The sequence below is a fragment of the Aeromonas bestiarum genome (assembly GCF_028751155.1).
In the GTDB taxonomy this organism is placed as follows: Bacteria; Pseudomonadota; Gammaproteobacteria; order Enterobacterales; family Aeromonadaceae; genus Aeromonas; species Aeromonas bestiarum.
Map to the genome: position 1 here is coordinate 4635998 of NZ_CP064746.1, position 18302 is coordinate 4654299.

15 protein-coding genes are annotated in these 18302 nt (G+C 60.8%); 6 read left to right on the forward strand and 9 right to left on the reverse strand.

The features are described from left to right. Positions 1-8 precede the first annotated feature (8 nt). Entirely contained in the window at positions 9-2078 is a 2070-nt protein-coding gene (gene glyS, locus IU367_RS21495; protein WP_274453055.1) for a glycine--tRNA ligase subunit beta, read from the forward strand. Between the two features lie 154 nt (positions 2079-2232). Here glyS and IU367_RS21500 read toward each other — a convergent pair whose 3' ends face one another. Beyond that, complete coding sequence (locus IU367_RS21500; protein ID WP_274453056.1) at positions 2233-3306, reverse strand: SMEK domain-containing protein; 1074 nt, start codon at positions 3304-3306, stop codon at positions 2233-2235. Positions 3307-3594: 288 nt separating this feature from the next. Beyond that, a complete protein-coding gene (locus IU367_RS21505; RefSeq protein ID WP_274453057.1) occupies positions 3595-4167 on the reverse strand; it encodes a P-loop nucleotide/nucleoside kinase family protein in 573 nt (190 codons plus the stop codon). Between the two features lie 166 nt (positions 4168-4333). On the opposite strand from IU367_RS21505, the gene IU367_RS21510 reads away from it, so the two are divergent. Next, positions 4334-4813: a DM13 domain-containing protein gene (locus IU367_RS21510; RefSeq protein ID WP_274453058.1), complete on the forward strand. Its 480-nt coding sequence runs from the start codon at positions 4334-4336 to the stop codon at positions 4811-4813. A gap of 146 nt (positions 4814-4959) precedes the next feature. Here IU367_RS21510 and IU367_RS21515 read toward each other — a convergent pair whose 3' ends face one another. From IU367_RS21515 to norV, 6 genes are all read right to left on the reverse strand, one after another. Further along, complete coding sequence (locus IU367_RS21515; RefSeq protein WP_274453059.1) at positions 4960-5514, reverse strand: hypothetical protein; 555 nt, start codon at positions 5512-5514, stop codon at positions 4960-4962. Between the two features lie 262 nt (positions 5515-5776). Next, on the reverse strand, positions 5777-7003 hold the full coding sequence (locus IU367_RS21520; protein WP_274453060.1) for an aromatic amino acid transporter: 1227 nt from the start codon (positions 7001-7003) through the stop codon (positions 5777-5779). Positions 7004-7290: 287 nt separating this feature from the next. After that, a complete protein-coding gene (locus tag IU367_RS21525) occupies positions 7291-8508 on the reverse strand; it encodes a 4Fe-4S binding protein (RefSeq protein WP_274453061.1) in 1218 nt (405 codons plus the stop codon). A gap of 123 nt (positions 8509-8631) precedes the next feature. After that, positions 8632-8988, reverse strand: a complete 357-nt coding sequence (locus tag IU367_RS21530; protein WP_274453062.1) for a TehB family protein — start codon at positions 8986-8988, stop codon at positions 8632-8634. Positions 8989-9039: 51 nt separating this feature from the next. After that, positions 9040-10206, reverse strand: coding sequence for an NADH:flavorubredoxin reductase NorW (gene norW, locus IU367_RS21535; RefSeq protein WP_274453063.1), 1167 nt, complete (start codon positions 10204-10206; stop codon positions 9040-9042). Then, positions 10203-11687, reverse strand: a complete 1485-nt coding sequence (norV, locus tag IU367_RS21540) for an anaerobic nitric oxide reductase flavorubredoxin (RefSeq protein WP_274453064.1) — start codon at positions 11685-11687, stop codon at positions 10203-10205. Before norV ends, norW begins: the two co-directional genes overlap by 4 nt. A gap of 171 nt (positions 11688-11858) precedes the next feature. Here norV and norR point away from each other — a divergent pair, with 171 nt between their 5' ends. Continuing rightward, entirely contained in the window at positions 11859-13388 is a 1530-nt protein-coding gene (gene norR, locus IU367_RS21545; RefSeq protein ID WP_274453065.1) for a nitric oxide reductase transcriptional regulator NorR, read from the forward strand. Between the two features lie 92 nt (positions 13389-13480). On the opposite strand, the gene IU367_RS21550 is transcribed toward norR, so the two are convergent. After that, entirely contained in the window at positions 13481-14485 is a 1005-nt protein-coding gene (locus IU367_RS21550; RefSeq protein ID WP_043135813.1) for a substrate-binding domain-containing protein, read from the reverse strand. 435 nt (positions 14486-14920) lie between these two features. Between IU367_RS21550 and IU367_RS21555 the strand changes: the two genes are divergently transcribed. The 3 genes from IU367_RS21555 (at position 14921) to IU367_RS21565 (ending at position 18301) form a co-directional block, all read left to right on the forward strand. Further along, positions 14921-16042 (forward strand): branched-chain amino acid ABC transporter substrate-binding protein, encoded by a 1122-nt coding sequence (locus IU367_RS21555; RefSeq protein ID WP_043135811.1) that lies wholly within the window; start codon positions 14921-14923, stop codon positions 16040-16042. 64 nt (positions 16043-16106) lie between these two features. Continuing rightward, entirely contained in the window at positions 16107-17033 is a 927-nt protein-coding gene (gene livH, locus IU367_RS21560) for a high-affinity branched-chain amino acid ABC transporter permease LivH (RefSeq protein ID WP_042867383.1), read from the forward strand. Next, positions 17033-18301 carry a high-affinity branched-chain amino acid ABC transporter permease LivM gene (locus IU367_RS21565; protein WP_043135809.1) on the forward strand — a complete coding sequence of 423 codons (1269 nt, stop codon included), beginning with the start codon at positions 17033-17035 and terminating at the stop codon, positions 18299-18301. Before livH ends, IU367_RS21565 begins: the two co-directional genes overlap by 1 nt. Position 18302 lies beyond the last annotated feature (1 nt).

Consider the following 18302-nt stretch of genomic DNA (forward strand, 5'->3'; position numbering starts at 1 on the left):
GAACGGACATGGCACAACATACATTTCTGGTAGAGATCGGCACCGCCGAGCTGCCACCCAAGGCCCTTCGCTCCCTGGCCGAAGCCTTTGCCGACAACTTCAAAGCCGAGCTGACCAAGGCCGATCTGGCCTTCGGTGACGTCGAGTGGTTCGCCTCACCGCGCCGTCTGGCGCTGAAGGTGAGTGAGCTGGCCGGCGAGCAGCCGAGCAAGAGCGTCGAGAAGCGCGGCCCGGCCGTGTCCCAGGCATTCGATGCCGACGGCAAGCCGACCAAGGCTGCCGAAGGCTGGGCCCGTGGCAACGGCATCACAGTTGCTCAAGCCGAGCGTCTGGTCACCGACAAGGGTGAGTGGCTGGTCCACACCGCCAAGGTCGAAGGTCGTCCGGCGCGCGAGCTGCTGGGTGAGCTTGTAGCTTCATCTCTGGCCAAGCTGCCCATCCCCAAGATGATGCGCTGGGGCGACAAGACCATCCAGTTCGTGCGTCCGGTGTTCACCGTGACCCTGCTGCTGGACGGCGAGCTGGTGCCCGCCCACATCCTGGGGATCGACTCCGCCCGCACCATCCGCGGTCACCGCTTTATGGGCGAGCCCGAGTTCCAAATCGACAACGCCAGCCAGTACCCGCAGATCCTGCTGGAACGCGGCATGGTTGTGGCCGACTTTATGGCCCGCAAGGCCAAGATCAAGGCTGACGTCGAAGCGGCCGCTGCCGCCTTCGGTGGCGTTGCCGATCTGGACGACGCCCTGCTGGAAGAGGTCACCGCCCTGGTCGAATGGCCCGTGGTGCTGACCGCCAACTTCGAAGAGAAATTCCTGGCCGTTCCGGCTGAAGCGCTGGTGCACACCATGAAGGGTGACCAGAAGTACTTCCCGGTCTACGACAAGAACGGCAAGCTGCTGCCGAAGTTCATCTTCGTCACCAACATAGAGTCGAAAGACCCGAGCCAGATCATCAGCGGCAACGAGAAGGTGGTTCGCCCCCGTCTGTCTGACGCAGAGTTCTTCTTCAAGACCGACCTCAAGCAAACCCTGGCCTCCCGCCTGCCGCGCCTCGAAACCGTGCTGTTCCAGCAGCAACTCGGCACAGTCAAGGCCAAGGTCGAGCGCATCGAGACCGTCGCCGGCTTCATCGCCGAGCGCATCGGCGCCAACGTGGCTCAGGCCAAGCGTGCCGGCCTGCTCTCCAAGTGTGATCTCATGACCAACATGGTCGGCGAGTTCGCCAGCACCCAGGGTGTCATGGGGATGCACTACGCCCGTCACGACGGCGAAGACGAAGTGGTGGCCGTGGCTCTGAACGAGCAGTACATGCCGCGCTTCGCCGGTGATGCCCTGCCGTCCGCGCTGGAAGCCTGCGCCGTCGCGCTGGCCGACAAGCTCGACACCTTGGCCGGCATCTTCGGCATCGGCATGCTGCCCAAAGGCGACAAGGATCCCTTCGCTCTGCGCCGCGCCGCCATCGGTGCCCTGCGCATCATGACCGAGAAGCAGCTGGATCTGGATCTGGTTGAACTGGTTGAAGAAGCGGTACGCGTCTACGGCGACAAGCTGACCAACAAGACCGTCGTCACCGACGTGGTCGACTTTATGCTGGGCCGCTTCCGCGCCGCCTATCAGGACGAAGGCATAGGTGCCGATGTTGTGCTGGCCGTGCTGGCCCGCCGCCCGACCCGTCCGCTGGACTTCGATCGTCGCGTCAAGGCCGTCAGCCACTTCCGCAGCCTGGATGCCGCCCTGGCCCTGGCCGCCGCCAACAAGCGCGTCAGCAACATTCTGGCCAAGGTCGAAGGCGAACTGCCGACTGCCGTCAAACCGGAACTGTTGCAGGATGCCGCCGAGAAAGCGCTGGCCACCCAGGTTGCTGCACTGCAAGCCGAACTGGCCCCGCTGTTTGCCGCCGGTGACTATCAGACCGCCCTCACCCGTCTGGCGGCCCTGCGCGAGCCGGTCGACACCTTCTTCAACGAGGTGATGGTGATGGCAGACGACGAGGCCCTCAAGGCCAACCGTCTGGCGCTGCTGAACAACCTGCGCAACCTGTTCCTGCAAGTCGCGGATATCTCCCTGCTGCAGTGATCTTGGTTGGGTTGAGTGAAATTAAAAACGGCGCCGAAAGGCGCCGTTTTTAATTTCACTAACTTACTGGCGACATTCCACCAATCACAAGACAGTACCCAATATGAAGAACCTGAACCATGGGGGCTTGGCAACCACTTCTCCCCCAAGTTTTTTAACATTTGCTATCAGATAACAATGAAAAATCATTATTTATAAGTGCATGCTCAAACTTGGAAAAATCATGATGCTTTATATAGAACCCTATCAATGCTGAATACAGGTTCATCTCAGGCTCCCATTTTCTATAGTTCAAAACAAATTTCAGTCTGTTTTTTATATACAGGTCATCTCCAATTGTATAAGTATCTTGAAAATGGTTTTCTTTTTCAAGAAGATTATTTTGAATTAAGAATTCAAGGTAATACTCAAAAGTAGAGTAATCTTTTTCTTCAAGGTTCAGGCTCCCAATAACCTCATCAGCATAGACTTGAATTTTTTCACTTTGAAAAGAGGGTATTCCTGCAACTTTTATACATGAAAGAAGAATGTTCCTTGCCTTCAGTGGACATTTCTTTAAACACAATCTAAAGCTATCAATAAACTTATATATCTCAATGTATGCTTCACCAGTATTATCAGGAAACCATTCTTGCGTACAGATAAATTCATTAAATAACATTAAATCCTGAGGTGTTGGCGCGTCATCAATTAGATTAAAATCCACCCCCTTATTCATATCACGAATAAAATAATTGCCATATTCAATTTTTAATAATCTGAAGAAGTCCTTCTGGAATTCTAAGTCTTTATGAGTAACCTGCTTCAGCATATCGAATAATGTAACATAATTAACATCAGTATCGACCGGAACGTACCTAATCGAAGCATTGACTGGCTCTACAGTCAACAAGAAGAAGATAATTGTAGGGTATTGTATTTTCAGAGCCGGATCGTTATTCAATTTGTCAATTGTATCTTTGAACTTTTGTTTAGATACAGTTGCGGTCATTTGCAGACCCAATTTAGCTAATTGATCACCGTAGTCAATAGCAGGAAAATTACTTTTATTTACATTTAAGTCCTTGAATTCTTTTCCATATGCTTTGTTTATTAAATTGAGTAGAGAAACCTCCTGATTTTTTGCTAAGTCACTCAAGCCATTTCGTGTGCTTAACTTTATCTGTGCATAAAGAGTAGCAAAAAAATATGTTAGTTGTCTTGCAACAAATGAACTTTCAGATTCCATATGTTATTTTCTCTATGATGGTTATTTTAATAGATTACCGGCAGACTATATTATGTTTTAGAATGTCAGTAAAATATAAATATCACTGCGGATACAATCTCCTATCTAGCAATTTTCTTGACAGCCCGTAGGTTCGATTAGCCGTCAGGCGTAATCGGACGTTTGCGTAAATGAATTCACCCGCTATCACGGCCACCCATATTTCCCCTCCGTCTGGCCGCCGTAGACTCGCAGGAACAGCCGAAACAACGGCATCTCGATCGTCCGATTACGCTTCGTTCATCGAACCTACGATTCCTGTGCCAACGCGGCAATGATCTGCTCCACACTCTGAGCTACCGACAGGGTGGCGCTATCCAGTATCAGGCGATCCCTGTCCCAGGGTTCATAGTCGCGGTCGAGCACCGCCTGCCAGTCCGGCAATGCAAACCCCGCAATATCGGCCGTCCGGCTCTCGACCCGTTCACGGTGCACACTCGGGTTGGAGCAGATCACCTCTATATCGAGACAGGGCACCCCGGCCGAGAGGGCGATGTCGTGGTAAGCATCCCGGGTGAGCTGTATGGGGTTAACGGAATCCGTGATGACGGTCGAGCCAAGCTTCAGGTTCTCTCTGGCCAGCTCATAGGCGACGAAATAACCGGCGGGCCCCATCTCTTTGTTTGTCTGGTCGGCGTCACGAATGGCCTGCTCTATGGTATCAATGCGCAGATAGACGGCCCCCAACCGCTGGGCCAAGGCACGCGCAATGGTGCTCTTTCCGCTGCCCGGCAAACCACTGAAGATAATCAGCATCATGTTCCCTTGTGATGAAAAGGCTTGCCGGCATTTTCCCCGCGATGGAGACCCTGAGTCCAGCACCGGTGTGTCGGCAGCCCACCGGCAAGGCTCGCCCGATCACCACAACCCCATGCAGGCACCGGCTGCGGCCCCCCCCCACAGAGTGAACCTTGCCGCGTTCGGGTATGGGCATGGGAAGCTGCCGCTGTTAGGGTATGACCATCAATTAATCGACGACCGAGGCGTTATGCAACGCAAGACCCTGGCCCTGTTGCTGGCCACCCATTTGCTGGTAGGGGCGGCCGGCTTTGCCGCCGGCATCTATGCCCTGCCGATCCTGATAGCGCCTGCCGCACCGAGCAGTGAACAGGTGGCGGCCAGTCAGCAACAGGCAACCTTTAACGGCACCTTTCGCCGGGATCTGAAAGAGAGCGACCGGCTGCACTGGGGCGAAGGCCAGGTGAGCATAGGGCCAGATGCCATCAGCCTGATGGGCAAGCTGGCGCCGGGGCCCGACTACCAGCTCTATCTGTCGCCGGAATTTGTCGAAACCGAAGCGGACTTTGCCCGCCTGAAGCCACGGATGGTGCGGGTCGGACCGGTGAAAACCTTCGACAACTTTATCGTGCCGCTCCCCGCCAATATCGATCCGGCCCGCTACGACAGCGTGATCGTCTGGTGCGAAACCTTCGGCCAATTCATCACGGCCGCCCGCTATCGGCAGTAGATGCCATGCCCGCTTCCCGCCGTCATGAGCCAGCCGCTCAAAGAGGAGGTTTCTTCTCCCGCGACACTCCAATACAAAAGGCGCCAACGGGCGCCTTTTGATGATCGGTAGCGGCGAGCCGCACCGACCCCATTGCACGGAACACCTTACTCCACCGGCGCCATCAGGTGCTGGTAGGGGGTGCCAGACCACATGATATAGGGTATCGAGGTGTCAGGAGCGGCACCTTTCGGGTACTGATCGTAGAAGGCGTCATCCGCCCCGACAACCATCACGTGGGGCCTGGTCTGCAACCAGTGATTGCTGGTGGTGGGCTGGGTGGCGTAAGGATCTGTGTTGCTGGCATCGGTGCCACCCTTGAGCATGTACATAAAGCCGATCTTGCCCTTGGGCGGGGTCTGATGGCCGATCCAGGCGTGAGCCCAGGCCATCGCCGCCGCATCCATGCACATGGGGTCCGGCCCCGGCGTGGCCGGGTTGTCGGGCATGCAGGTAAAACCGTTGCTGCCTTCCCGCAGGGTACGCATCTTGCCATCGGCGCCCATGGCGACAATGGTGGCGCCGGCACCGACCCTGGTGGGGGCCGCCGCCATGGCGCTGGTGATCATCGCCTCGTCCGTCATAGCCGCAGCGCCGGCCATCTCTTCGGCCTGCACCAGGCCGGCCAGGGTGATGGCCGCGAGTGCTCCAAGGGTGGACATGTGCTTGCACATAACGTCTGTCTCCCGGTTGATTGGATAGATCACGCGCGGCCTGACTACCATGGCGGCCGTGCTGCCGGGCAGCAGCTGTCTGGTGGGGGACGGAGTGATCGGAAGGTGGCGCCATGGGGTCGCAGCCCGGGGGCGTGCGGTGGGCCGCCGACGTCATCTGTCTGACTATAGTCCCTCCAGCTCCCTGCGCCGGATGGCGCAAAAAACAAGGCGCCACCCGGGCGCCTTGTCATAGGGTGAGGACAAAAAACTAGCCCATGTAGACCGGCAGCAGACCCGCCATGTTGAGCAGATGGAAGAGGGCGGTCAGCACACCGAACAGCAAGACGCCCACTATCATCGGCATGCCGCCCGGCGCGCGGAAGCCATCGCCTTTGCCGCCTTGCTCGCCCTTGCCGGTACGCACCTTCCAGGCCAGCAGCGCGGGTATGATGCAGGTCCACAGGGTGGCCACGGCGCCGGCGTAGCCGATGGCCATCAGGAAGCCGAACGGGAACAGCAGGGAGAGCAGCAGCGGCGGCAGGAAGGTGGCCGCCCACGACTTGGCGCGGCCACCGCGGCCGTTGTCGAACTTGAACAGATCCGCCAGATAGTCGAACACCCCCAGACCCACACCGATAAAGGAGGAGAGGATGGCGGCCATGGAGAAGAGGTTGAGGGCGCTGGCGACGGCCTCCGACTCTATCACCGAGGCCAGCGCCTTGAGCAGCACATCGACGTTGCCGCCCTGGGCCACCACGGGTCCGAACTCGCTGCGCGGCAGGTTGCCGAACACGCTCACCAGCCAGATGAGGTAGAACAGCAGCGCTATGGCGGTGCCGCCGAGAATGGCGTAACGGGCGCGGCGCTCCTCACCGTAGTAGGCGCGCATAGACGACACCGAATGGTGATAGCCGAACGAGGTGAGCGCCACCGGCAACATGGCCAGGGCATAGGGGGCATAGCTGGCGTGCTGGCTCAGGGTATCGAACAGCAGGGTCGGCTTGATGTTGAGCGACAGGCCCGAGATGCCGAACACGAAGCTCAGCCCCATGGCGATGACCAGCACCACTGAGATGCGATCCACCGCCCGGGTGGAGTGCCACACCAGGCCGGAGAAGCCCAGGGTAAACAGGATGGAGCCCCAGTGGCTGCCGATGCCGGTCATGCCATCTATGATGAGGCCGGCCGAGGTGATGTAGGCGTAGAGCAGTATGCCGCCGACAAAGTAGACGGTGAGGTTGTTGAGGACGTTGACCTTGTCCCCCAGCAGTTCGCGGGTGACGGTATCGAACGACACGCGCAGCGGATAGCCCTGATAAGACTCCAGCAGCATCCAGCCGGATACCGTCATCACCACCATGGTCAGGGTGATGGCCAGCACCGACCAGATGGTCCAGGCACCCGCCCCGGCACTCGGCAAGCCCAGCATGCCGGCTCCTACACAGACGCCGGCAATGATGCATGCCCCGCCCACCAAAGATGGTTTCTGTCCCATTTACTTCTCCAAAGACGATTGTGGATCTGGTCGCGACCGCGGACCGTTGCATTTGCTACGCCGGTTGTCATGGTAGATCGCGCTCATCTATGTGCCGGCGCCCAGTGCTTGTTGCTTCGAAAGCGAAGCAAGGTGGTTAAGGCGGGCTGCCGGCCCGACACGGCAGCAGGGCCGCCATGTCGGGGAAGGGACTTTACCCTGCTACCCCTCAGGTATCAAATGCGGGTGCATCTTCAGAGCGCCCGGCGGCCCCCTCAGAGGAGTGCCTGCAACTGACTCATCTGTGCTCAATGAGCCAGTTGGGGCAATAGCTGCAGCAGCTGGGCGCGATCCGCCAGCGGCGTCTGGCTGACCCAGATACCCAGCAGGCCGTAGGAGAGCAGCGGCAATATCAACAACAGCAGGCAGAGCAGACCCAGCAGCTGGCGGGGCTCAAGCCTGCGCGCCTTGCTGCCAAGGTGCAGCGCATCGGCCCGCTTGGGGCAGGCGGCGACGCAGCTCAGGCAGCTGGTGCACTCCAGGCTGCGCACCGCGATCAGCTGGTGCACCTGGATCCGGGAGGGACAGGCCCGGCTGCACTTGTCGCAGTCATGGCCAGCACTTCGCAGGCAGCGGGCCGGGTCACGGCGAATGCGCAGCGGTGTCAGCAAGCCGAGTAAAGACAGCCAGGCGCCGTAGGGGCAGAGGTAGCGGCAGAAGCCCTGGCGGAAGGTGGCGGTGAGCAGCAGCACCCAGCCCAGACACAGGCCCGAAATCAGGGTCAGGTTGAAGAAGAAGGCCCCCATCTTCATGTCCGCCGCCTGATGGTAGGGGCTGGTGAAGTAGCCGGGCAGGGCGGCGCTTGGCACCGCGATCAGCACGATAAACAGCAGGAAAGCCAGCACCAGGAATTTCTGGGAACGCAGCACGGTATCGAGCCAGCGCGGCGGCGTCCACTCCCCCACTATCCATCGGCTGCGCAGGCCGTGCAGCCACTCGCCCACCAGCCCGAGCGGGCAGAACCAGGCGCAGAAGGCCCGCCCCAGCAGCAGGGCCGACAGGCAGAGCACCAGTACAGTCATGGTCGCCGCCGGATGATGGGGATCCACTATGCCCTGACTGAGCCAGGCCCGCAGCCCGAGCCCGCCGGCGATGGGCAGGAAGCCGTCCACCACGTCCGGACGCACCAGCCAGGGGGATATCCCCTGCCCCAGCTGCCAGACATGCAGGCCGTACTGCACAGTCACCAGCCCCCAGCAGAGCAGCAGCAGCTGGCGTGTGCGTGCCCGTAGCCACTGGCTGTCGAGCGCCTCGAGGGCGGGCAGCGGCCGCCGCTGGTGCCACAGGGCGAGGGGGACGACCACCAGCCCCAGCGCGAACCAGAGCAGGCTGTCCGCCGCCACCAGCCAGATCAGGCCCAGCAGGCCGAGGGCAAGACGCCACTGCCAACCGGTGCGCGCCTGCCAACCCAACAGGGCCAGATAGACCAGGCCAGCCACCATGGTCATCGCTTCAATCAGGCTCATGCATCTCCCTCATAGCACTCATTCGGATAAGGGGGCAGGATAACGAACATCTGAGTTGATTATTTTGATCTGCATGGGCAGAGGGGGACATTCGCGCCCAATGCTCCTGGCGAGGGTTGAACCTTATGCCTTGCGGCTGTTGAACAGCGGCTGGTCCGATTCGGCCTGCTCGGCCCAGAAGTGGATGTTGAAGCGGGCATCCTCCGACAGCTCGACCCTGTGCCAGTACTGGGGCGGGCTGGTGGCAAACTGGCCGGCATGGATCACCAGGCTTATCTCAGGCTCCTCGGCCTGCTCGTCGGCAAAGCCGTGATAGGTGACTGTGCCCTCCATCACGCAGAGCTGACCGAAGACGCCGGCTGCGGTGTTGTGATGGGTGAGCAGGGCTGCGGGTACGCTCTGGCGGGTGAAGAAGGGGGTGGAACGACGCACCACCCAATCTGTAGGAATAGAATGGGCAGGAATAAGGTGCAGTGACATAGACATTCTCCTCAGATGGCCGGTCGGCCCGGCCTCAATCGATAAAGTGGATCAACGGGGCAACTGACGCAGCAGCGGGAAGGCGGCGCTCATCTGATCACCCCCCACCACGAAGCCGCACAGCTCGCCATCCTCGCCATGCGCCTCGGCCACCATGCCGTGGCTGTTCCAGCGGCACTGCCAGGCGAGATCCTCGCCCTTGGTGCGGCCCGCCAGCTGCAAGGGGTAACGCGGCGTCTTCACCTTCACCAGCATGGGCGGCAGGGTCAGCGGGGTCGGCGTGCCAAGCAGGGTACGCGCCAGCGCATTGGCCCCCAGCACTATGGGTTGCAGGAAGGGGAGCAGCTGGCCCCGCCACTGCACGCAATCACCCAGTGCGAAGATATGGGGATCGCTGGTCTGCAAGTTGTCGTCGACCAGGATGCCGCGCTCCACCTCCAGCCCGGCCCCCCGGGCCAGGGCCAGATTCGGCCGCAGGCCGATCGCGGCGATCACCAGATCCTGCTCGCTGGTGCGGCCATCGGTCAGGGCCACCCGCCAGCCGTCGCCGGGCTGGGCATCTATCCTGGCGATACCCAGCCCGAATTGCAGGCTGACCCCCTGACTGCGCAGCGCCTGTTGCAGCGGCTGGGTCAGAGCGGCCGGCAACAGGGCGCTGAGCGGGCTGTCGGCCAGATCCAGCAGGGTGACCTCGCGGCCATCGCTCGCCATGTCCATCGCCAGCTCGCAGCCTATGAGGCCGGCCCCCAGCACCAGGATGCGGCGGGCCTGCTGGATTAGCCCCTCGGCGGCGGCGTACTCCTGCTGGCTGTTGAGGGTCACCAGATGCTCGCTGCCCGGTATCTCGGGGCGCGCCGCGCTGGCGCCGGTGGCCAGCACCAGCTGGCCGTAGGGGAAGCTGCCCTGCGAGGTCAACAGGGTGCGCCGGGCGGGATCTATACCCAGCACAGAGCAGTGGGGCAGCAGCGCGATGCGCTGCTGCTCGGCAAAGTCGCTGCCGCTCTGCCGGGTCATGGCCGCGGCGGCGCAGCCCCGGCTCACCACGTGGCTCAAGTCCGGCTTGTTGTACTCGTCGCCGCTATCGGCGGTGATGAGGCGGATGGGCTGTTCACCATCCAGCTTGCGCAGGCTCTTGACCAGCTGCTGGGCGGCGAAGCCGCTGCCGATCACCACGATTTCCCGGCTGATGCCGGCGTCATTCAGGGTTGCTGCGTTCATACACAGGCCTCCACGGCACAGGGTTCGAATACCTCCTTGCCGATGCCACAGCCGGGGCAGAGGAAGCTGTCAGGTACCTGGGCCCAGGGAGTGCCCGGTGCCACCAGCTGATCCGGCTCCCCCAGTGCCGGGTCATAGACCCACTGGCAGACGACACAGAGCATGCTCTGGTCGTCGTCCAGCGTGCTGGCGGCCGGGGTGGCGACATGCGCAACCGGCACCTCGATCACGGGCGCCGTCACTGCGGCGTTGTTTGTGATGATCGGGCGGGGTGCCTCGAGCGGGTGCAGCGCCCACTGGCGGGCCAGCTGGCGGCCGTGCTCGCGGCAGTCGGCCAGCGCCGAACCATCCGGGCGCCACTTGGCCTTGAGGGAGATGCTGATGTCGAAACTCGCATCCATCAGCCGGGTCTGGATGCGGTCCACGGCGCCGCCGGTCCAGCCGTAGCTGCCGAAGGCCGAGGCGCGCTTGTTGCGAAAGCGCAGGCCGGTGATCTCCTCCAGCATGCCCGCTACCTTGGGCATCATGACGTTGTTCATGGTGGAGGAGCCCACCAGAATGCCCTTGGAGCGGAACACCTGGGTCAGGATCTCGTTCTTGTCGTGGCGCGCCACGTTGAAGATCTTCACCGCCACGCCCGGGTCCACCTCATGGATGCCCTGGGCGATGGCGTCCGCCATCATGCGGGTGTTGTTGGACATGGAGTCGTAGAACAATGTGATGCGGTCTTCCTGATACTGATCCGCCCACTCCAGGTATTTCAGGATGATCTGGGTGGGGTCCTCGCGCCAGACGATGCCGTGGGAGGTGGCCACCATGCTCACCGGCAGGTTGAAGCCGAGCACTTCCTTGATCTTGGCGGTCACCAGCGGGCTGAAGGGGGTGAGTATGTTGGCGTAGTAGCGCTGGCACTGCTCCATCAGCTCGGTCTGATCCACCTCGTCGTTGAACAGGTGCTCATCGCAGTAGTGCTGACCGAAGGCGTCGTTGGAGAAGAGCACGGCGTCCTCAGTCATGTAGGTCATCATGCTGTCGGGCCAGTGCAGCATGGGGGTCTCGATGAAGACCAGCTGCTTGCCGTTGCCGATATCCAGGCTGTCCCCTGTCTTGACCGGGTGGAAGTTCCACTCAGGATGATGATGATGACCTGTGATGGAGTCGATGGCGTTGTGGGTGCAGTAGATGGGGGTGCCAGGGATGCGGGCCATCAGCTCGGTCAGAGCGCCGGCGTGATCCTCCTCGGCGTGGTTGATCACCACGAAGTCGATGGAAGCGAGATCGATCTCCGCCGCCAGGTTCTGCACGAACTCCCGGCTGAACTTGTGATCGACGGTATCGATCAGCACGTTCTTCCCTTCGCGGATGAGGTAGCTGTTGTAGCTGGTGCCCTTGTGGGTCTTGTACTCGGTGCCGTGAAAGTCGCGCACCTCCCAGTCCCGTTGGCCGACCCAGTGAATGTTGTTTTTGACGTGAATGGTCATCAAGTTGTTCCTCAGAATGCAATAGCGAATGTGCGACTGAACGGACTATTGCAGTTGACGTGCCAACTCATAATTTATTGTTTTTGCTTGATACTCACATCAGACATTGTCATTTAGACAGCCACTATTTATAGTCAAAATCACAAACACACTGTCATTTGGACAATCACCGTGATCTCGACCGACAGCCTGGCGCGCATCGCCCTCGACCTGCAACTCGGCATCTCCCATCAGGACCGCTTTCATCGCCTGATCCAGAGCGTGCGCAGCCTGCTGCACTCGGACGCCTCGGCCCTGCTGCGCTACGAGGGGGGCCAGTTCATCCCGCTGGCCATCGACGGCCTGATGCAGGACGTGCTGGGGCGCCGCTTCGCGCTGGCGGACCATCCGCGCATGGAGGCCATAGCCCGGGCCGGCGACGTGGTGCGCTTCCCCGCCGACAGCAACCTGCCCGACCCCTATGATGGCCTGATCCCGGATCACGACGACTTCAGGGTGCACGCTTGCGTCGGCCTGCCACTGTTTTCGGATCAGACGCTCATAGGCGCCCTGACCATAGACGGCATGAATCCGACCCAGTTCGACGGCATCAGCGACGAGGAGCTGCGACTGGTGGGTGCCCTGGCCGCCGCCGCCCTCAGCAACGCCCTGCTGCTGGAACGGCTCGCCCGCCAGAGCAGCGAGCCCCTCGCCCCCTCCAGCCAGAATGGGCCGGACCAACCCGAGATGATAGGCCGCTCCCCCGCCATGGAGCGGCTGCGCCACGAGATAGCCGTGGTGGCGAGCTCGGAGCTGAACGTGCTGATCCTGGGGGAGACAGGGGTCGGCAAGGAGCTGATCGCCAAGGCGGTGCATCAGGGTTCACCCCGCGCCAGCGCGTCCCTGGTCTATCTCAACTGCGCCGCCCTGCCGGAATCTGTGGCGGAGAGCGAGCTGTTCGGCCACGTGAAGGGGGCCTTCACCGGCGCCATTCACAACCGGGCGGGCAAGTTCGAGCTGGCCGACAAGGGCACCCTGTTCCTGGACGAGATAGGCGAGCTTTCCCTGCCGCTGCAGGCCAAGCTGCTGCGGGTGCTGCAATACGGCGATCTGCAGCGCATCGGTGACGACACCCCGCTCAAGGTGAACGTGCGCATCCTGGCCGCCACCAACCGGGATCTGAAACAGGCTGTGGTCGAGGGGCAGTTTCGAAGCGATCTCTACCACCGCCTGAGCGTCTTCCCGATCCACGCTCCCGCCCTGCGGGAGCGGCCGGACGACATACCCCTGCTTGCCGGTTATTTTTGCGAACGCTGCCGGGTCAGCCTGGGGCTGGAGCGGCTGCGCATCCAGCCCAGGGCGCTGCAACTGCTCGCCAGCTACGACTGGCCGGGCAACGTGCGGGAGCTGGAGCACGCCATCCACAGGGCTGCCGTGCTGGCGCGGGCCGAGCAGGGCAGTCAGGCCCCCGCGCTGGATTGCCACCACTTCAACCTGGCGGCCACCGGCGCCCCCTCATCCAGTCGCATCCCTGTGGAACAGGCAGCGCAGCAGATGACGGCTGGCATAGGACTGCGCACGGCCACCGATGCCTTCCAGCTCCAGCTGATCGAGCAGACCCTGGCGGCCCAGCAGGGCAACTGGGCCGCCACCGCCCGGGCGCTTGAGCTGGACGGCGGCAACCTGCACCGGCTCGCCAGACGGCTCGGGCTCAAGGCCTGATGCAAAGACTTGACCCCCACAAACAAAAACCCCCTCGGTGACGAGGGGGTTTTTCGTGGTGCCGACTATCGCCGTGCAATACAGCGGGGCGGTCAGCGCAGGGATTTGACCGAGCGGCGGACGATAAGCTCGGGCTCTACCGTCATGGACTCGACTTCCAGCGCCTTGTTGCGGATCCGGCTCACCAGATGCTTCACCGCCAGCAGGCCGAGCTCGGCCTTGGGGTGGCGAATGGTGGTGAGCGGCGGGCTGGAGAAGCGCGCCATTTCCACATCGTCATAGCCGATCATGGAGATGTCGTCCGGCACCTTGACCCCGGCTTCCCAGGCGGCGCAGATGGCGCCGATGGCCATGGGATCATCGAAGGCGAACACAGCCGTCGGGCGAGGCGTGAGGGCCAGGATGCGCTGCATGGCATCGAAACCGCTCTGGCTCTCGTAATCCCCTTCGAAGATCTGCTCGTCCTTCAGGGTCAGGCCATGCTCGCCCAGGGCATCGCGTACCCCGTCCAGCCGCTGCTGGGTGGTCGGCTTGGAGAGCTGGCCGGTGATGCAGACGATCTCTTTATGGCCCTGCTCCAGCAGATGACGTACCGCCAGCCGCGCGCCTATGCGGGCGTTGTCGTTGATCACGTTGGCGAAATCGCACTCTGTGCCCCAATCCAGCACCACTTGCGGCACGTTCTTGTGGATGCGCAGCATGTCGCGCAGCGGAGTGTCGATATCGGTTCCCAGCACCAGCAGGCCGTCGACCCGCTTCTCCATCAGCATTCTCAGGTAATGCTGCTGACGGGGCGGCTGGTTTTCGGTGTTGCACAGGATCAGGCTATAACCCTGTTCGAAACAGTACGCCTCCACCCCCTGCACCACTTCCGCGAAGAAGGGGTTGGCACTGGTGGTGACCAGCATGCCTATGGTTTTGGTTGAGTTTATCTTGAGGCTGCGCGCTACCGAGTTGGGCGCGTAGTTGAGTTCTGCCACCGCCTCAAGCACTTTTTGGGTTGCATCTTCGCTGACCCGACGGGTGTGATTGAGTACATGTGAGACGGTGGAGATGGATACGCCTGCACGGGAAGCGACATCCTTGATAGTGGCCATCTCTGTCTCCTGAAGATCAAAAGCGGAACATTAGCAGATTTCCCGAATAAAGGCTTGGTTTTAACAGGCACTGCCAATGAATTGTCAATGCTGGCTAATCTAGGCGCTCATTTCTATTTGCGCAAACGGATTTTGGTCAAAATGGGAGCAGTGTCAGGGTAAAATATCGTCAGTTTTTTCATCTACCATTTGTCACCAGCACACCTTGTTGTGAAGATGTTAACTGAACAAATCGGTATTAATGTCTACAATGGCATTTGAAATTAGCTATTTGTTTCAAAAAAGCACTATCCCACCCACTCTGGTTAGTATCTTTAACAGCTTGTTATTGCCCAGCGAGGAATGATAGAACCATACCTATTACCGGACTGGCGGGATCCCGGCCCGGAATGGCACACGGAAAATGAAACAATCCACTGATTAAGGGACGAATCAATGCATAAGTTGAGCAAAATCACAGTAAGCGCAGCGGTTTCTTTGGCTCTGTTTGGATCGATATCCATCGCCAACGCGGCTGACACCATCAAGATCGGCATCGCCGGCCCGGTCACAGGCCCGGTCGCCCAGTACGGTGACATGCAGTTCACCGGCGGCAAGATGGCGGTCGAGCAGATCAACAAGGCTGGCGGTATCGCAGGCAAGCAGATAGAAGCCGTCATCTATGACGATGCCTGCGATCCCAAGCAGGCCGTGGCGGTCGCCAACAAGGTGATCAACGACGGCGTCAAGTTCGTGGTCGGCCACCTCTGCTCCGACAACACCCTGCCCGCCTCCGACATCTATGAAGATGAAGGCGTGCTGATGATCACCCCCGCCTCCACCAACCCCAAGATCACCGAGCGCGGCTATCAGCTGGTGCTGCGTACCATAGGTCTGGACAGCGACCAGGGTCCGACCGCCGCCAAGTACATCATCGAGCAGGTCAAGCCCAAGCGCGTGGCCGTCATCCACGACAAGAAGCAGTACGGTGAAGGCATCGCCACCAGCGTGAAGGCATCCCTGGACAAGGCCGGCGTGAAAGTGGTGGCGTTTGAAGGCATCACAGCCGGTGACAAGGACTTCTCCGCCCTGATCGCCAAGCTGCAGAAAGAGAACGTCGATTTCGTCTACTACGGCGGCTACCACCCCGAGCTGGGTCTGATCCTGCGTCAGGCTGGCGAGAAGGGCTTGAAAGCCAAGTTCATGGGTCCGGAAGGGGTAGGCAACAAGGACATCTCCGCCATCGGTGGCCCGGCTTCCGAAGGTCTGCTGGTCACCCTGCCGAACAAGTACGATCTGGTGCCGACCAACGCCCCGCTGGTGGCGGCGTTCAAGGCCAAGGGCCAGGACTCCTCAGGCCCCTTCGTCTGGACTACCTATGCGGCGGTACAGACCCTGGCTGCCGGTATCGCCAAGGCGGGTGAGGATGACCCGGCTGCAGTCGCCGCCGCCATCAAGGCCACGCCGATCGATACCGTCATGGGCACCCTGAGCTGGGCGCCGAGTGGCGACCTGAAAGGCTTTGAATTCGGTGTGTTCCAGTGGCACGCCGACGGTACCTCCACTCAAGTCAAATAATCTGCCGGTCGGGGTGACATGAGTCACCCCTCCTTTCTTTGCGGGCAAGTACAGGGATCGCAGTATGTCCGAACACCTCCTTTACCTGGTTCAGCAGCTGCTGAACGGGTTAACCATAGGCAGCACCTATGCGTTGATCGCCATCGGCTACACCATGGTCTATGGCATCATCGGCATGATCAACTTCGCCCACGGCGAGGTTTACATGATCGGCTCCTATGTCGCCTTTATGGTGATGGCCGGGCTCGCCATGATGGGCATCGACAGCACCTTCCTGCTGCTGGGAGGCGCCTTCCTGGTCAGCATCATCATCACGGGAACCTATGGCTGGACCATAGAGCGGGTCGCCTATCGCCCGCTGCGGGGCGGCAACCGCCTCATCCCCCTCATCTCCGCCATCGGCATGTCGATCTTCCTGCAGAACATGATGCGAATGGCACAGGGCTCGCGCGATATCGCCATGCCCACCCTGATCTCCGGGGGCTGGACCCTGGGCGCCGAAGACGGCTTCCAGGCCAGCCTCTCCTACATGCAGCTCATCATCTTCGTGGTGACCTTCATCACCATGCTGGCGCTGACCCAGTTCATCGGCCGCTCCCGCATGGGTCGTGCCTGCCGCGCCTGTTCGGAAGACATCAAGATGGCCAACCTGCTGGGGATAGACACCCATGTGGTCATCTCCATCACCTTCGTGCTGGGGGCCACCCTGGCCGCCGTCGCGGGCGTGCTGCTCGGCATGTATTACGGCGTCATCAACCCCTATCTCGGCTTCATGGCCGGTCTGAAAGCCTTTACCGCTGCGGTATTGGGCGGCATCGGCAGCATTCCCGGCGCCGTGCTGGGCGGCCTGCTGCTGGGTGTGGTGGAAGCACTCACCGCCGGCTATCTCAGCACCGAGTACAAGGATGTGATGGCCTTCGCCCTGCTGATCGGCGTCTTGCTGTTCATGCCCACCGGCATTCTCGGCCGACCGGAAGTGGAGAAAGTCTGATGAAACGCCAATTCATTCACGCCTGTATCGCCAGCCTGGTATTGCTGGTGCTCTCCTTCTGGCTGCTCGGCTTCAAACTCGAGACCGACGGCACCCGCTTGCTGGTAGTCAGCCGCCTCGACGTGTCGCTGGCCTGGCTGGTGGGCGGTGCCGCCCTGGTGTTCTGGTTCCAGATGTTGCGCGGCCAGATCAGCCGGCTGTTCAAAGGCTCCATCAGCGGCTTCTCCATCGGCTTCACCAAGCTGGTGCTGCCCAGCCCGGAAGAGGCACCCAAGCTCTATAACCTCACCGCCGTGCTGGTACTGCTGTTTGCGGTGAGCTGGCCCTTCATGGCCTCGCGAGGCGCCATCGATCTCGCCACCCTCACCCTGATCTACATCATGCTGGGCCTGGGCCTGAACGTGGTGGTGGGTCTGGCCGGTCTGCTGGATCTGGGCTACGTCGGCTTCTACGCGGTCGGCGCCTACAGCTATGCCCTGCTCAACACCTACTTCGGCCTGAGCTTCTGGGAGTGCTTGCCCATCGCCGGCCTGACGGCAGCCACCTTCGGCTTCCTGCTCGGCTTCCCGGTGCTGCGGCTGCGGGGGGACTACCTGGCCATAGTCACCCTGGGCTTTGGCGAGATCATCCGCATCCTGCTCAACAACATGACCAGCCTCACCGGCGGCCCGAACGGCATCTCCGGCATTCCCAAGCCGACGCTGGGCGGACTCGAGTTCAACCGCACCGTCAAGGACGGGGGCTTCGGCACCTTCCACGACTTCTTCGGCATCGCCTACAACGCCAACCACAAGGTGATCTTCCTCTACCTGATGGCGCTGGTGCTGGTGGTGGCCACCCTGTTCGTCATCAACCGCCTGCTGCGCATGCCGCTGGGCCGCGCCTGGGAAGCGCTGCGGGAGGACGAGATCGCCTGCAAGTCGCTGGGGCTCAACCCCACCATCATCAAGCTGACCGCCTTCACCATAGGCGCCTGCTTCGCTGGCTTCGCCGGCAGCTTCTTCGCCTCGCGCCAGGGCTTCATCAGCCCGGAGTCCTTCGTCTTCATCGAGTCGGCCATCGTCCTTGCGATCGTGGTGCTGGGGGGCATGGGCTCCCAGATCGGGGTGGTGCTGGCCGCCATAGTGATGACGGTACTGCCGGAGCTGGCCCGTGAATTCAACGAGTACCGCATGCTGATGTTCGGTCTGCTGATGGTGTTCATGATGATCTGGCGGCCACAGGGACTGCTGCCGATGACCAGACCTCACCTGGAGCTACAAAAATGAG

Coding starts and splice junctions, on each gene's coding strand:
- glyS (WP_274453055.1), top strand. CDS start 9: ATGGCACAACATACATTTCTGGTAGAGATCGGCACCGCCGAGCTGCCA.
- IU367_RS21500 (WP_274453056.1), bottom strand. CDS start 3,306: ATGGAATCTGAAAGTTCATTTGTTGCAAGACAACTAACATATTTTTTT.
- IU367_RS21510 (WP_274453058.1), top strand. CDS start 4,334: ATGCAACGCAAGACCCTGGCCCTGTTGCTGGCCACCCATTTGCTGGTA.
- IU367_RS21515 (WP_274453059.1), bottom strand. CDS start 5,514: ATGTCCACCCTTGGAGCACTCGCGGCCATCACCCTGGCCGGCCTGGTG.
- IU367_RS21520 (WP_274453060.1), bottom strand. CDS start 7,003: ATGGGACAGAAACCATCTTTGGTGGGCGGGGCATGCATCATTGCCGGC.
- IU367_RS21525 (WP_274453061.1), bottom strand. CDS start 8,508: ATGAGCCTGATTGAAGCGATGACCATGGTGGCTGGCCTGGTCTATCTG.
- IU367_RS21530 (WP_274453062.1), bottom strand. CDS start 8,988: ATGTCACTGCACCTTATTCCTGCCCATTCTATTCCTACAGATTGGGTG.
- norW (WP_274453063.1), bottom strand. CDS start 10,206: ATGAACGCAGCAACCCTGAATGACGCCGGCATCAGCCGGGAAATCGTG.
- norV (WP_274453064.1), bottom strand. CDS start 11,687: ATGACCATTCACGTCAAAAACAACATTCACTGGGTCGGCCAACGGGAC.
- IU367_RS21550 (WP_043135813.1), bottom strand. CDS start 14,485: ATGGCCACTATCAAGGATGTCGCTTCCCGTGCAGGCGTATCCATCTCC.
- IU367_RS21555 (WP_043135811.1), top strand. CDS start 14,921: ATGCATAAGTTGAGCAAAATCACAGTAAGCGCAGCGGTTTCTTTGGCT.
- livH (WP_042867383.1), top strand. CDS start 16,107: ATGTCCGAACACCTCCTTTACCTGGTTCAGCAGCTGCTGAACGGGTTA.
- IU367_RS21565 (WP_043135809.1), top strand. CDS start 17,033: ATGAAACGCCAATTCATTCACGCCTGTATCGCCAGCCTGGTATTGCTG.